Source organism: Arthrobacter sp. FW306-07-I, assembly GCF_021800405.1.
Taxonomy (GTDB): domain Bacteria; phylum Actinomycetota; class Actinomycetes; order Actinomycetales; family Micrococcaceae; genus Arthrobacter.
This window is the reverse complement of sequence record NZ_CP084550.1, coordinates 735953-750345: the sequence shown is the minus strand read 5'-3', so window position 1 is coordinate 750345 and position 14393 is coordinate 735953. Positions and strand designations below refer to the sequence as shown.

Here is a 14393-nt window from a genome sequence, read left to right as displayed (position 1 = left end):
GATTACTCCCATGAACCAGTACCATGCCGGCAATAGACACAGCGGAGACCCTCATGACCACAGTGCCAGAACGAAGCAGCTCAATAGACGCGGTGGAGGACAAATGGCTGACACCGAAGGAGATTTGCGCGCAGCTCCAGATTCCCGAGCAGACTTTCTACCAGTGGCGCGCGAAACACGTGGGTCCTCCGGCGTACCGTATTGGAAGGCATCTGCGGATCAGCAGTCGGGACTTTGCCGCGTGGCTTTCCCTGCACGCGGAGCAATAACTCGCGGCGAAGGAATATGAGCAGGCAACCCACTCCTCTCGGCACGTGGGGAGTCGTTCGCGTTGATCGGGCTACGGCCAAGACGTGGCGCGCGAGAGCCCACTACCGCGACATGGACGGGAAGCTCCGCAAGGTGGAAGCGCGCGGCCCGTCAGCAGCCTCGGCGCGTCAGCAACTGCACCTCAAGCTGCAGCATCGCCAGACACCCCGCAGCTCCATCGTGAGCGCGGCCAGCACGATCGGGCAATTGGCCGAGGTCTTCCTCGTGGAGCTGGAGCGATCCGATAAAGCTTCCAGAACCAAAGACAAGTACGCCACCACCGTCAAGAAATACATTGCCCCAAAGCTGGCATCCATCCGGATAGGTGAAGCGTCGCCCGGAGTCATCGACTACTTCATCCGGAACGTTGCCGACAACACGGGACCGTCCACGGCGAGGACCTGCGGAGCGGTGCTGTCCTGGATGTTCAAAATTGCTCTCCGGCACGACGCCGTGTCCGTCAATCCCGTCCTTGGTCTATCCATTCCAAGGACGCAAACGGCCAAACCTCAAGCATTGGACGCTGCACAATTCCAGGAACTCCGGACCAAGCTGATCGCTTGGGAAAAGGAACCTGCCTTGGGCCGGACCCGGACGCAGGAGCTCCACGAAATGGTCGATTTCCTCATCAGCACCGGGGTAAGGCCTGGCGAACTCCTCGCATTGCGCTGGGACGATCTCGACTTGGAATCCGACCCACCAACGATCTTCGTGAATGCAACGGTTATCAGGACGAGCAACGGGGGCGTCGCCATCCAGAACCATCCAAAATCCCAGCACGGCATTCGCCATGTCACCGTCCCTGCCTACCTGGTCGCCCAGCTTCAGGACAGGCGGGAACGACAAGTGAAGGCCCTCACGCCCAACCCGCTCAATCTAATCTTTCCTTCGTCCACAGGTACCGTCAGCGACGCGAACAACGTGGGAAAGACCTGGCGCAAGGCAGCGGACTCCATCGGGTTCGGCTGGGTCACCCTCAAGACGTTCCGCAAAGCGAATGCCACCCTTATAGCCAGAACCATGGGCGTTGAAGCCGCGGCCTACCAAGCGGGGCATTCCAAGGTCTCAATGACCGCCAAGCATTACGTCGAGGAGTACAAGGAAGCCCTGGACACCCGCGCGGTCCTCGAACCGTTCAAGCCCCCATCTGGTCCGTCGATGAGCTGAAAATCGCCCTCACAGAGGACGTTCCTGAAAGTCAAAATGGTGAGTTTATGGTGAGTTAAGTCGGAATGGGCCCACTTTGGGCGACCCACTCGGGATAAAACCGCAGGTCAAAAGGGATTGAGAGCCCCCTGTCGGATTCGAACCGACGACCCCCGCTTTACAAGAGCGGTGCTCTGGCCAACTGAGCTAAGGAGGCGCGCCCCTGGGGGCATGCGCCAGAAGGCGCTAGATAAGCGTAGCCCAACTCCCGCCGGGCGTAAAAACGCTGCTGCAGGTGTTGCCCGAAAGCAGGGGCCCGCCCCGGAAACGTTCCGGAACGGGCCCCTGCCAGCGCTGTTGATTCCTAGCCCTTGGCGGCGATGGCGGCCTGCAGGAAGTCGGGGAACGGCGTCTGGGCGCTGTCTCCCTTGCCCCACTGCTTGCCGTCCACGAAGACGGTGGGCGTACCGGTAACGCCGATGGCGGACGCTTCCTTCGTCGTGAACTTCACGAACGGGCGGTAGGTCTTGTCATCCACGCAGGAGTTGATGTTCACGCCCATGTCGGACGCCATCTTCTTCAGGTCGTTGTCGGACAGGCCGGCGCTGCCCTCTGCGGGCTGCTGGGCGAACAGGGCGTTGAAGTAGTCGGAGTACTTTTCCGGGGCCGTGTTGGCCACACAGGCTGCAGCGTTAGCGGCACGGGACGAGTAGTTGGTGGTGGACCGGCTGTCCAGGAATCCAAGCGCGCGGTACTCGACGGTGATCTTGCCATCGTTTCGCAGCGTGGTGAGCTGGTCGTTGTACTGCGTTTCGAAGTTCTTGCAGACCGGGCAGATGAAGTCGATGTACAGGACCACCTTGACCGGTTTTCCGGCCTCAGCCTCTGCACCGGGGGCCACCACCTGGGCGGGCGGAGTCTTCGGAGCATCACCCAGGGAACTGGCGTCAACGGTGGCCGGCTCCGTCTTGGCTACCTCATTATTGGCCAGCAGCGTCACGCCGCCGTGGGCGTTGGCGTTGGCAGGAGTGGGTCCCTGGTCCGCGATCGGGGCATTCCGCTGGATGTTGCCGGCAACCACCAGGCCCACGACCACCAGGATGGCCACCACCGCCGCCACGATGCCCCAGCCGATCAGCAGCTTGTTGCGCTTGTCCTTCTTTGCCTGGGCTTCCCGGATCAGGCGCGCTTTTTCGCGCGCCTCCGCCGTTCGCTCAGCCTTGGACTTACGTACTTCGTTTGCGGGGCTCATGAGTTCCTTGGGTCGGTCGACGTAGGGGACCACTTCGTGGCACCCCAACATTTTAGGGGAGAAAGCTGATGGCTTGCGGGTTCAACTATTCCTTCGGCTTGACCAACGGACGAATAGCCCCGATGATTCCGTCCGGCTAGGGTGGCTTAGAGGCACAAGCAACCCCAGGGGGCCGCAATGCAAACACCCGTCCAGGAAAAACCCGCCCGCACAGCAACGGCCGGCGGATCCGGTTCCAGCCACGCCGGCCATACGAAGTACGACTTCATGGTGGTCTCCAACAGACTGCCTGTCGACCGCGTGACGCCGGGCGACGACAGCGACGACGGCTCCGGTTGGCGCCGGTCCCCCGGCGGCCTGGTGACCGCGCTGGCGCCCATGATGACCAAGACCGACGGCGCGTGGGTCGGCTGGCATGGAGCACCGGACGAAACCGTGAAGCCGTTCAGCCACGGCGGCATGGACCTGGTCCCGGTCCAGCTCAGCACCGACGACGTGGAGCTGTACTACGAGGGCTTCTCCAACGCCACCCTCTGGCCGCTGTACCACGACGTCATCGCCCCACCGGAGTTCCACCGCACATGGTGGGACGCCTACCGCAAGGTCAACCGCAGGTTCGCCGACGCCGTCGTCCGCCACGCCGACCAGGGCGCCACTATCTGGGTCCAGGACTACCAGCTGCAGCTGGTTCCCCGGATGCTCCGCGAGGCCCGGCCCGATCTGCGCATCGGATTCTTCAACCACATCCCATTCCCGCCGCCGGAAATCTTCGCCCAGCTCCCGTGGCGCCAGGCCATCATCGACGGCCTGCTCGGCGCCGACCTGGTGGGCTTCCAGCGCGTCAGCGATGCCGGCAACTTCATGCGCTCCGCCCGCCGCTTCCTGGGTGCCAGCGTCAAGCAGCAGCAGGTGCACGTCAAGGACCACAACGGCCAACTGACGCACATTGCCCGCGCACAGGCCTTCCCCATCTCCATCGACGTCAAGCAGATCAGCGAGCTGGCCGCCAGGCCCGACATCATCGAACGTGCCCGGCAGATCCGGCAGGACATGGGCAACCCCAAGACCATCCTGCTCGGGGTGGACCGGCTGGACTACACCAAGGGCATCCGGCACCGGCTGAAGGCCTTCGAGGAACTCCTGGCGGACGGCCGCCTCACCGTGGGCGATGCGACCCTGATCCAGGTGGCCTCCCCCAGCCGCGAGCGCGTGGAACAGTACCGTCTCCTCCGTGAGGAGGTCGAGGGCACTGTGGGCCATATCAACGGCACCTACGACACAATCGAAAACACGGCGGTCCGCTACCTGCACCACAGCTACCCGGTGGAGGAGATGGTGGCGCTGTACCTGGCGGCTGACGTCATGCTGGTCACCGCCCTGCGGGACGGGATGAACCTCGTCGCCAAGGAATACGTCACCGCCCGCAACAACAACGACGGCGCCCTGGTGCTGAGCGAATTCGCCGGCGCAGCAGACCAGCTCAAGCAGGCCCTGCTGATCAACCCGCACGATATCGCCGGCCTCAAGAACACCATCATGACCGCCGTCGAACTCAGCCCCCGCGAAGCCGCCCGGCGTATGCGGTCCATGCGCCGGCAGATCCTGGACCACGACGTTGACCACTGGTCCGCCGATTTCCTGAACGCGCTGAACGAAAAGGTGGTCCGCGATGACTCCTGACGGCCGCGGCACCAGGGCACCCCTGGCGCTCACTCCCGAACTCCGGGAAGCCCTGCGCCGGATCGCCCGGACGGAGCACCTGCTGGTGGCCATGGATTTTGACGGCACCATGGCGCCGATCGTGGACCGTGCACCGGATGCCCGGCCGCTTCCGCGTTCAGCCGCAGCGTTTGCGGGCCTCGCCGTGCTTCCACGCACGACGACGGCACTCATCTCGGGCCGCGCCCTCGCCAGCCTGCGGGAGGTTGCGTCCCCGCCGGTGGACACGCTGCTGATCGGCAGCCACGGCGCCGAAGCGTGGCTGGGCCCAGGCTCCACGGAACTTTCTTTGGAAGAGGACCAAAAAGCGCTCCTGGAAGAAGTGCGGGCCGAGTTGGCGGACATCGTGGCCCACGCTCCCGGCACCTCCCTGGAGTACAAGCCTGCCGGCGTCGTCCTGCACACCCGCCAAGCCCCGGACGACGTGGCGGAGGACGCAGTGTCAGCTGCCAAGTCGGTTCTGCAGGACCGCAGGGGCGTGTTTTTGAAAGAGGGCAAGCGCGTCCTGGAGACCTCGGTGGTTCACGCCTCCAAGGGCGAAGGCGTTGCTTTCCTGAGGCAGGCAACGGGGGCCACCGCTGTGCTGTTCGCAGGCGATGACGTCACGGACGAGGACGCCTTTGGCAGGCTCGAACCCAGCGATGTCGGGGTCAAGGTCGGCCTCGATTTCACCCAGGCCCAGTACCGGGTGGAGGCTCCTCTCCACGTGGCAGAGCTGCTGGAAGCACTGCTCCAGGAGCGGAGCATCGCCGTGGCTGAAGAAGACCCCCAGGCGGCCTCCGGTTAAGGGACGGTCAGCAAGAGTTGTGACGTTCGTAACATTTACGCTAAAAAGAGCAACCTCTGGCATACTCTTTGTGTGATGTGGCGCACAACAAGCGTGCGGCGTCACTCGATGCTCCGCGGAAGCCGCGGAGCATTTTGCAGGAACAAAACTGAATAAAAATGAACCATTCACAACGGATCGTCCGGCACGTACCTGCCGGTGAAGGGATTGATAACTGTGGCTACAGTTACTTTTGACAACGCTACGCGTCTGTACCCGGGCACCGAAAAGCCCGCCGTCGATAAGCTCAACATCGACATCGCCGATGGCGAATTCCTGGTCCTCGTTGGACCCTCCGGTTGCGGCAAGTCCACCTCCCTGCGCATGTTGGCAGGCCTCGAGGACGTCAACGCAGGCCGCATCCTGATCGGCGACCGCGATGTCACCGATGTTCCCCCGAAGGACCGCGACATCGCGATGGTTTTCCAGAACTACGCGTTGTACCCGCACATGACTGTGGCCGACAACATGGGCTTCGCCCTCAAGATCGCCGGCGTCTCCAAGGAAGAGCGCGCCGAGCGCGTCCGCGAAGCCGCAAAGCTCCTTGACCTCGAGCAGTACCTGGACCGCAAGCCGAAGGCACTCTCCGGCGGCCAGCGCCAGCGTGTTGCCATGGGCCGCGCAATCGTCCGTAACCCGCAGGTCTTCCTCATGGATGAGCCGCTGTCCAACCTTGACGCCAAGCTCCGCGTCCAGACCCGCACCCAGATCGCATCCCTGACCCGCCGCCTGGGCGTTACCACCGTTTATGTGACGCACGACCAGGTGGAGGCCATGACCATGGGCGACCGCGTCGCCGTGCTGAAGGACGGCCTGCTGCAGCAGGTTGACACCCCGCGCAACCTCTACGACCGCCCCAAGAACGTCTTCGTTGCCGGCTTCATCGGCTCCCCCGCCATGAACCTGCTGGAACTCCCCGTAGTCGACGGCGGCGTGCAGTTCGGCGGCACCGTCTACCCCGTGCCGCGGGACGTCCTCGAAGAGGCCCACGGCTCCACGGTCACCCTGGGCAGCCGTCCCGAGGACCTGGAAACCGCTCCGCACGGTGAAGGCCTGAAGGTGGAGGTCGACGTCGTCGAAGAACTCGGCGCCGACGCCTACGTCTACGGCCACACCACCCTTGATGGTAAGGACCACGACATCGTGGCCCGCGTCGATGGCCGCCGTCCTCCGATGAAGGGCGAGGTCATCTACGTCCGTCCGCAGTCGGGCCACGTGCACCTGTTCGACACCAAGACCGGCCTGCGCCTGGGCGACTAGTCCTCCCCACCGGCACCCTAGCCTCGCTTCGCTTCGGCCAGGGAACCCTGCCGGCGTGGGCCCAACCGGCACCCTGTCCATCCCACGCACGCAACTGACGGCGGCCCTCCTTACTGGCGGGCCGCCGTCGGCCTTTAACCCATGCCTGCATGGGATTTAGCCGCCCTGCCCCGAGTACGGAAGAATTGAGCCATGACCGAGGAATACAGCGCCCAGTGGCACGACGAACCCACCGACTACGCGCAGATCGGCAAGCTGCCCCGGTTCGTGGCAGCCAGCGCCGATGACAACAAGGCGGCCTCGGTAGCTTCATCGCTGAACATCACGGCCGCGGCGGCTGATCCCGAACTGCTGGACCTGCCATGGCATATCGCCTTGGAGGAGTGGCCGGCAGAGTACCTGGCTGCACTGCCCCGCGGCATCTCCCGGCACATCGTGCGGTTCGCGCACCTGGGCGGCTCCGTGATCGCCATCAAGGAAACCTCCGAGCACGTGGCCCGCCACGAATACCACATGCTCCGCAAACTGGCCCGTCTGGACGTCCCGTGCGTGGAGCCGGTGGCGGTGATCACGGGGCGCACTACCCCCGACGGGCGCCCACTCAACCCGGTGCTCGTGACCCGCCACCTGAAGTTCTCCATGCCCTACCGCGCGCTCTTTTCCCAGATGCTTCGCAAGGACACCCTCACCCGCCTCATCGACGCGCAGGCACTGCTCATGGTGCGGTTGCACCTCATCGGCTTCTACTGGGGCGACGTCTCGTTGTCCAACACCCTGTTCCGCCGCGATGCCGGTGCTTTCGCCGCGTACCTGGTGGACGCTGAAACCGGTGAGCTCTACCCGGACCTTTCCACCGGCCAGCGTGAATACGACCTGGAGATTGCCCGTGTGAACATCGCGGGCGAGCTGATGGACCTGCTGGACGGCGGGCTTATCGAGGAAAAGGTGGACCCGGTGGCCACCAGCGAGCTGATCATGGACAGCTACCGGCGGCTGTGGGCTGAGCTGACCGAGAAGGAATCCTTTGAGCTCGGCGAGCGTTGGCGCGTGGGCGCCCGCATCCGGCGGCTGAACGAACTCGGCTTCGACGTCGAGGAGTACGCCATCAAGACCACCCAGAACGGCTCCACCATCCAGCTGCAGCCCAAGGTGGTGGACGCGGGACACCACCAGCGGCGGCTCCTGCGGCTCACGGGCCTGGATGCGCAGGAGAACCAGGCCCGCCGCCTCCTCAATGACATGGACTCGTTCCGGGCCGACAACAACCCGGAGATGGACGAGGAATACAGCGCCCACCTTTGGGTGAGCCAGATCTTCGAGCCGATCGTGCGCTCCATCCCGAGGGACCTCTCCGGCAAGCTCGAGCACGCCGAGGTGGTGCATGAGGTCCTGGAGCACCGGTGGTACATGTCGGAGAAGCAGGAGCGCCACATTCCGCTGGCAGAGGCCGTGCAGTCCTACATCGACTCGATCCTGCGGCACCGGCGGGACGAGGCCGCCATCATGCTCAACCCGGACACCGAGCTGCTGAAGATCCTCGAGGTGGAAAACGAGGAGTCCCGCTACGGGGCCGACGAATCCGCGGACGAATACCCGGACTCGGACGACTGATTAACTTCGTATGACCGGGTCCTAGATGTACTACCCAGGGACGTTGGTTGGGTGAATGTGATGACTCGCTGGAGTCGTTGACCCAAAGGTGAGGACCTCCGGTTGCACAGTGGAGTTGCTTAGACAACCGCTGCAGCGACCAGGAGGTCCTCATGTCCCACGCTAATGCCGCTTTGACTCCGCGCCAACGTTTGCGCGTCGCGCGTCTGATCGTGGACCACGGCTGGCCAGTATCCCGGGCTGCCGAGCAGTTCAACTGCTCCTGGCCGACCGCGAAACGGTGGGCGGCCCGTTACGCCGCGATGGGTGAGGCCGGTATGGCTGAGAGGTCCTCCCGCCCGTACCGGGTGGCCAACCGGACGCCGCAGCAGCTGGTGCGCAAAGTCGTGCACCTGCGCTGGAAGCAACGGCTGGGACCGGTCGCGATCGGGGCGAAGCTGGCCATGCCGGCCTCGACCGTGCACGCGGTCCTGGTCCGGTGCCGGCTGAACCGCCTTCATCACGTGGACAAGCGCACCGGAGAAGTCATCCGCCGCTACGAACACGAGACTCCCGGAGCGATGATCCACGTCGATGTGAAGAAGCTCGGCAACATCCCCGACGGCGGCGGCTGGCGCTACGTCGGCCGGCAGCAAGGCAAACAGAACCGTGCTGCGACTCCCTCAAAGCCCCGCAGCAAACACCGCAACCCGCTGATCGGGACCGCCTACGTGCACACGGTCATCGACGACCATTCCAGGGTCGCCTACGCCGAGATCCACGGCGATGAAACGGCAGCCACCGCAGTAGCAGTCCTGCAAAGGGCTGTGTCCTGGTTCGCTGCCCGCGGCGTCACCGTGGAACGGGTTCTCTCTGACAACGGGGCGGCCTACAAATCACATCTCTGGCGCGACGCCTGCCGGGAGCTGGACATCAGGGCAAAGAAGACCCGACCCTACCGGCCGCAGACCAACGGCAAGATTGAACGTTTCCACCGAACCCTTGCCGACGGGTGGGCATTCAAACGCTTCTACGCTACGGAATCAGCCCGCAGAAACGCCCTCCCGGCATGGCTGCACCACTACAATCACCACAGGCCCCACACCGCAATCGGAGGCCACCCGCCCATCAGCCGCTTAACCAACCTGCCTGGGCAGTACACCTAGATCGCCTTTCCGGGGTTGAGGATCCCGGCGGGATCGAACAGGTCCTTGATCCTGCGCTGGAGTTCCCGGATAGGTTCCGGCTGCTCCTGGCCCAGCCACCGGAGCTTGTACTGGCCTACACCGTGCTCCCCGGTGATAGTGCCGCCCATGGCCAGGGCCGCAGTGATCGACTCGTCCAGCGCCGCCTGCAGCCGCTGCATGGCGCCCGCGTCCACGGTTGCCCCCTGCCGGTCGATCCAGAACGTGGGGTGGAGGTTGCCGTCGCCGGCATGCGCCACCACTTTGAGGTGCACCTGCTGTTCCGCAGCCATGGCTTCAAGGGCTGCCACATAGTCCACCAGCCGGGACCGCGGAACAGCCACATCTTCACCGACGCGGTACTCATCGTCCACCTCGGCGCCCCTGCTGTGCCGGCGGAGCTCCACCAGCCGCTCAGCCTCGGCGCTTGCCTCGGTGGTTACGGTGGCACCGCCATCGCGCAGGACCTGGCGCACCACGTCGGCCTCCGCGGCAGCTCCGAACCCGTCCGTCTGGATCAGCAGCAGGGATTTTCCACGGGTGCTGAGGTCAGAGCCGTGGATCTCATCGAGCTGGGCCAGCGTCCCGCCGTCGAGCAGCTCCATGATGGCGGGCTGGACGCGTGCCCTGCCCACGGCCAGGACTCCCGCAGCAGCCATCCGGAAGTCCGGGTAGAAAGCCGCCACGGTGTGGACTTCCCCGGGCAGGTACTTCAGCCGCACGGTGATGCCGACGACGATGCCCAGGGTTCCTTCGGACCCGACGAACAGGCTCGTGAGGTCATAGCCCGCCACGCCTTTGAAGGTTTGGTGGCCGGTATGGATGAGCGACCCGTCAGAAAGGACGACATCCAGCGCCAGGACGGAGTCCCTTGTGACGCCGTACTTGGCGCAACGCAGGCCACCTGCGTTGGTGGCCACATTGCCGCCGATGGTGGAGCTGCGGAAACTGGCCGGATCCGGAGCATACATGAGGCCGTGCCCTGCGGCTGCTTCGTTGAGGACGGCGTTGACTACGCCGGGCTCCACGACGGCTGTTTCGTCGTCGGGATTCAGCGCAAGGATCCGGTCCATCCGCTCCAGCGACAGGATGATGCAGTTATTCGTGGCGTGGGCGCCGCCGGACACCCCGGTACCGGCCCCGCGGGGCACGAGGGGTACCCCGCTGCCGGCGCACACCTTCACCGCAGCTTGGACATCGGCCACCGATTCCGGGAACACCACAGCCAGGGGAAGCTGGAAGTCAATGACCGGCGCCTGGTCGATCGCATACCGGCGGAGCGACACCTCGCTCACATCCAGCTGCCCCGGAGCCAGGACCGCTTCCAGTTCGTCAACGATGCTTCCCACACAGCCTCCATCCGTCGTCGGACATATCTTCCCAGTCTAGGACGCGCTTTTGGGTCGACTCCGAACTACCCTGAACCGCAACCGCTTCCAGTTCCTTTCCGTGGTTGGTGGAGAAGACGGTCACGCGTTGCGAGGAAACAAAGATGGAAGCGTTTTCATTAAATCACCGCACGTGGTTATGCTGACTTCCATGTCCGTCGAAACTGTGATCCACGACACTTCCACCTCCGCTGGCCCACTCACCCTCATCCACGCCGCCGATCCGGCTCCGGGCTGGTGGCGCTCCGCCGTGATCTACCAGGTCTACCCCCGGTCGTTTCGGGACCTGAACGGCGACGGCGTGGGCGACCTGGCCGGTATTACCGAGGAACTGCCGCATCTTGCGGACCTGGGCGTCGACGCCGTCTGGCTGTCCCCCTTCTTCCGTTCCCCACAGCGCGATGCCGGTTACGACGTCAGTGACTACTGCGACGTGGACCCCATCTTTGGCACGCTCGGCGATTTCGACGTCATGATGGCTGAATCGCACCGGCTGGGCCTGCGGGTGATCGTGGACCTGGTGCCAAACCACTGTTCGGACCAGCATCCTGCATTCCAAGCGGCCCTTGCAGCACCGGCCGAAAGCCCGGAGCGGGACATGTTCATCTTCCGGGACGGAACCGGGCCGGACGGACAGGAACCGCCGAATAACTGGCAGTCACACTTTGGCGGGCCCGCCTGGACGCGAGTGCTGGGGCCCGACGGCCAACCCGGTCAGTGGTACCTGCACCTCTTTGATTCCTCCCAGCCGGACTTCAACTGGGACAACCCCGCCGTCCACGCGGAGTTCGAGCGGGTGCTCCGCTTCTGGCTGGACCGCGGCGTCTCTGGTTTCCGGGTGGACGTGGCCCACGCCCTGGTCAAAGCGCCGGGCCTCCCGGAATGGGGCGGACGCGCTGACGGCGGCAGCAGCGATGGGTACCCCGGCCACGAGGCACCGATGTTCGGGCAGCCCGGCGTCCACGATATATACCGGAAGTGGCGGCTGGTCCTGGACGAATACGGACCAGACCGAATTCTCTGCGCCGAGGCAAGTGTTGACCTGCAGCGGCTGGCACACTGGGTTCGGCCCGACGAGATGCACCAGGCGTTCAACTTCCCTTATCTCCACGCGGGCCTGGACGTGTACCGGCTGCGTTCTGTCATCACCGACTCGCTGACGGTCCTGGACGGTGTTGGTGCCCCGAGCACTTGGGTGCTTTCCAACCACGATGTTGTCCGCCATGCCACGCGTTTCGGCTACAACGGCCAGGGTCCACGGGACGGGGACGGCATTGGTTCCGCAGACCCCCAGCCGGACGAAGCACTGGGCCGTCGCCGCGCTGCCGCCGCCTCACTGTTCATGCTTGGGCTGCCGGGTGCCGCATACCTGTACCAGGGGGAAGAGCTGGGCTTGCCGGACGGCATCGACATCCCGGGCCACCTCCGCCAGGATCCGACATTCGGCCGGACCGCCGGACAGCGGCTTGGGCGCGACGGCTGCCGGGTGCCCTTGCCATGGCGCGCTGGTGACCAGCACCTCGGCTTTGGTTCGGGTGAAGATCCGTGGCTGCCCATTCCAGCCTCCTTCGGGTCACTGGCGCGGGATCTGCAGGCAAAATCACCGTCGTCCCACCTCTCCCTGTACCGTGATGCCCTGGAGCATCGCCGGCAGCTGGACTTGGGCAGGGGCTCATTGTCCTGGGCAGAAGACTGGTGCACAGGGTCGTCCCTGGGCTACCTGAACGGCACTACGCTGGTCCTCATGAACCTGAACCATGAGCCGCTGCCGATGCCGGCGGGCCACGTGCTGATCCGCAGCCTCCCCACGGAGACCGCCCATGCCCTTGCCTCCGGCGAGACCGCATGGATACAGCTTGGACCGGACTTCACCATCGCAGATTGACCATGGCAGGTATCAAAGAGGTTGCCAGCCGGGCTGGCCTGTCAGTGGCAACAGTCTCGAGGGCACTGAGCGGCAAGACGAACGTCTCGGCGAGGAGCCGCCGGCTTGCACAGGAGGCGGCCCGGGAGCTCAGCTTCGTCCCTTCCTACCACGCGTCCAGCCTGGCGTCCGGGCGCAACCACAACATCGGGCTAGTGGTGCCCAACGTGCAGCGCTGGTACTTCTCCTCCGTGCTGGAAGGCGTTTCGGAGACCCTGCTGGACGCGGGCTACGACTTGACCCTGTACAACGTGGGCGAGCAGCCTGAGCGACGCAGCAGCATCCTGAATGACTTCCTGCTCAGAAAACGCCTGGACGCCGTCATTGCCGTGGCGCTGGTACTCAGCGAGGACGAGATCCAACAGCTGCTGGCAGTGCACCGCCCCATCGTGGGCATCGGCGGTGCGCTGCGGGGAGCGTCAACGATCAGGATCGACGACGAGGGGCTGGCTGCCCTCGCCACCCGCCATCTGATTGGGCTGGGCCACAGCAGGATCGCCCACATTACTGGATACGGGGAGTTGAACCGCGACTTCAAGCTCCCGCGGCTGCGCCAGAAGGGTTTCGCCTCCGCCATGGCTGCAGCCGGGCTGACGGTAAGGCCCGAGTGGAACGCGACCGCCGACTTCACCATCCAGGGCGCCTATGCGGCGGGCCGCCGGCTGCTGGGCACCAGCTCCGAACGCCCTACCGCAGTTTTCGCTGCCTCAGACGAGATGGCCGTGGGCATCATGCTTGCCGCCCGCGACTTTGGACTGCAGGTTCCGCAGGACCTCTCCGTCGTCGGGATCGACGGGCACGAGCTCGCCGAAACTTTTGGACTCACCACCGTCAACCAGGATCCGCGGGGGCAGGGCCGATTGGCGGCCGCGACTGCCTTGTCTTTGCTCGAAAAGCCGGGCGGGGATTCCGACGGCGGCACGGCAGCGGCCGCAGCACAGGACCAGGAGTTCCCCACGGAGTTCGTTATCCGGACCAGCACAGCTGTCCCGCCAGAGGCGGCCAGACAGCGCGCTTAGGCAGGAAGTTCAGGCTGCGCTGCCCATGAACCGGGCAAACCTCTCGAGGATGAGCGGCCAAGCTTCCTCATATTTCCGCCGCGCTGCTGCGGGGTCCTCAGCGCCCTCCCAGCCCTCGTGGAAGACGCGGACCTCCGTACCCGTTTCCACCGCGCGGAACACTACCAGGAGCTCGGTGGACCAAAGGGCTGTGGTGCCGGGGTGCCAGGTGGCATGGAAGGACAGGGGCGGCTGCCAGTCATCAAGGGTTCCCCAGATGGTGGTGCGGCCGTCGTCAGCTGTCTCGAGAATCAGGTTTTCTTCGAACTCCACGTAAGAAGCGGCGCCATACACCCCATGCTGTTCCAAGGGCCACCACAGGTGGGCGTGGTCGGTAAAGCCAGCGAACGCGCGGGCGACTGGCCCTGGAACAACCATTGTGTTCACCACAGGTTCCAGGGGGTCAGCTGCTGGCCGCCCGGCTTCTTCGAAAGGATCCTGGGCGTGGCTGAAGATGCTGCTCATGAGGGACCATCCTACCCGCGATGCCCCCATCAGCTCCTGCCGCTCCCCCGGCGCCGGCTCGCTTCTGGCGGGTTCTCCCCCGGCGCCCGCTCACGTCTGGCAGGTTTTCGCTGAACGCCCGCTCTCAAGGCATCGTTACCAGGTGAGCGGGGGTCGATGGTTTTCCCGCCAGAAGTGAGCGGGGGTTGATCGCTTACCCGCCAGAAGTGAGCGGGGGTTGATCGTTTACCGGTCAAAGGTGAGCGGGGGTTGATGTTTTACCCGCCGGAGGT

The 14393-nt window shown here is 64.6% G+C and carries 12 protein-coding genes and 1 tRNA gene; 9 read left to right on the top strand and 4 right to left on the bottom strand.

The genetic code is table 11. From position 1 onward, the window contains the following. The first annotated feature begins 23 nt into the window (after nt 1-23). Both LFT46_RS21320 and LFT46_RS03545 read left to right on the top strand, forming a co-directional pair. Complete coding sequence (locus tag LFT46_RS21320; RefSeq protein WP_442863668.1) at nt 24-269, top strand: helix-turn-helix domain-containing protein; 246 nt, start codon at nt 24-26, stop codon at nt 267-269. A 133-nt stretch (nt 270-402) separates the two neighbouring features. Next, nucleotides 403-1476, top strand: coding sequence for a tyrosine-type recombinase/integrase (locus LFT46_RS03545; RefSeq protein ID WP_236821258.1), 1074 nt, complete (start codon nt 403-405; stop codon nt 1474-1476). A 122-nt stretch (nt 1477-1598) separates the two neighbouring features. Here LFT46_RS03545 and LFT46_RS03540 read toward each other — a convergent pair. Then, nucleotides 1599-1672 (bottom strand) — tRNA-Thr (locus LFT46_RS03540). Between the two features lie 147 nt (nt 1673-1819). Beyond that, nucleotides 1820-2707, bottom strand: coding sequence for a DsbA family protein (locus tag LFT46_RS03535; protein WP_236801125.1), 888 nt, complete (start codon nt 2705-2707; stop codon nt 1820-1822). A 177-nt stretch (nt 2708-2884) separates the two neighbouring features. Here LFT46_RS03535 and LFT46_RS03530 point away from each other — a divergent pair, with 177 nt between their 5' ends. The 5 genes from LFT46_RS03530 to LFT46_RS03510 all read left to right on the top strand — a co-directional run bounded on the left by LFT46_RS03530 (nt 2885) and on the right by LFT46_RS03510 (nt 9268). Continuing rightward, nucleotides 2885-4387 (top strand): alpha,alpha-trehalose-phosphate synthase (UDP-forming), encoded by a 1503-nt coding sequence (locus LFT46_RS03530; protein ID WP_236821257.1) that lies wholly within the window; start codon nt 2885-2887, stop codon nt 4385-4387. Next, nucleotides 4377-5213 carry a trehalose-phosphatase gene (gene otsB, locus LFT46_RS03525; RefSeq protein ID WP_236801123.1) on the top strand — a complete coding sequence of 279 codons (837 nt, stop codon included), beginning with the start codon at nt 4377-4379 and terminating at the stop codon, nt 5211-5213. Before LFT46_RS03530 ends, otsB begins: the two co-directional genes overlap by 11 nt. A 216-nt stretch (nt 5214-5429) precedes the next feature. Continuing rightward, entirely contained in the window at nt 5430-6512 is a 1083-nt protein-coding gene (locus LFT46_RS03520; protein WP_236801122.1) for an ABC transporter ATP-binding protein, read from the top strand. 192 nt (nt 6513-6704) lie between these two features. Beyond that, nucleotides 6705-8123, top strand: coding sequence for a DUF4032 domain-containing protein (locus LFT46_RS03515; protein WP_236801121.1), 1419 nt, complete (start codon nt 6705-6707; stop codon nt 8121-8123). A gap of 152 nt (nt 8124-8275) precedes the next feature. After that, nucleotides 8276-9268, top strand: coding sequence for an IS481 family transposase (locus tag LFT46_RS03510; protein ID WP_236820561.1), 993 nt, complete (start codon nt 8276-8278; stop codon nt 9266-9268). Here LFT46_RS03510 and LFT46_RS03505 read toward each other — a convergent pair. Continuing rightward, nucleotides 9265-10635, bottom strand: coding sequence for an FAD-binding oxidoreductase (locus LFT46_RS03505; RefSeq protein WP_236821256.1), 1371 nt, complete (start codon nt 10633-10635; stop codon nt 9265-9267). The genes LFT46_RS03510 and LFT46_RS03505 overlap by 4 nt on opposite strands. A 178-nt stretch (nt 10636-10813) precedes the next feature. On the opposite strand from LFT46_RS03505, the gene LFT46_RS03500 reads away from it, so the two are divergent. Further along, entirely contained in the window at nt 10814-12559 is a 1746-nt protein-coding gene (locus tag LFT46_RS03500; RefSeq protein WP_442863686.1) for a glycoside hydrolase family 13 protein, read from the top strand. Between the two features lie 2 nt (nt 12560-12561). Then, the gene (locus LFT46_RS03495; protein ID WP_236821254.1) at nt 12562-13617 is read left to right on the top strand and encodes a LacI family DNA-binding transcriptional regulator; all 1056 of its coding nucleotides are present in this window, start codon (nt 12562-12564) and stop codon (nt 13615-13617) included. Between the two features lie 9 nt (nt 13618-13626). On the opposite strand, the gene LFT46_RS03490 is transcribed toward LFT46_RS03495, so the two are convergent. Beyond that, complete coding sequence (locus LFT46_RS03490) at nt 13627-14121, bottom strand: hypothetical protein (RefSeq protein ID WP_236801117.1); 495 nt, start codon at nt 14119-14121, stop codon at nt 13627-13629. Between the last annotated feature and the right edge of the window lie 272 nt (nt 14122-14393).

Bases quoted from the DNA above. Each gene is read 5' to 3' on its own strand.
- LFT46_RS21320 (WP_442863668.1), top strand. From the start codon at position 24: ATGCCGGCAATAGACACAGCGGAGACCCTCATGACCACAGTGCCAGAA.
- LFT46_RS03535 (WP_236801125.1), bottom strand. From the start codon at position 2,707: ATGAGCCCCGCAAACGAAGTACGTAAGTCCAAGGCTGAGCGAACGGCG.
- LFT46_RS03530 (WP_236821257.1), top strand. From the start codon at position 2,885: ATGCAAACACCCGTCCAGGAAAAACCCGCCCGCACAGCAACGGCCGGC.
- otsB (WP_236801123.1), top strand. From the start codon at position 4,377: ATGACTCCTGACGGCCGCGGCACCAGGGCACCCCTGGCGCTCACTCCC.
- LFT46_RS03515 (WP_236801121.1), top strand. From the start codon at position 6,705: ATGACCGAGGAATACAGCGCCCAGTGGCACGACGAACCCACCGACTAC.
- LFT46_RS03510 (WP_236820561.1), top strand. From the start codon at position 8,276: ATGTCCCACGCTAATGCCGCTTTGACTCCGCGCCAACGTTTGCGCGTC.
- LFT46_RS03500 (WP_442863686.1), top strand. From the start codon at position 10,814: ATGCTGACTTCCATGTCCGTCGAAACTGTGATCCACGACACTTCCACC.
- LFT46_RS03495 (WP_236821254.1), top strand. From the start codon at position 12,562: ATGGCAGGTATCAAAGAGGTTGCCAGCCGGGCTGGCCTGTCAGTGGCA.
- LFT46_RS03490 (WP_236801117.1), bottom strand. From the start codon at position 14,121: ATGAGCAGCATCTTCAGCCACGCCCAGGATCCTTTCGAAGAAGCCGGG.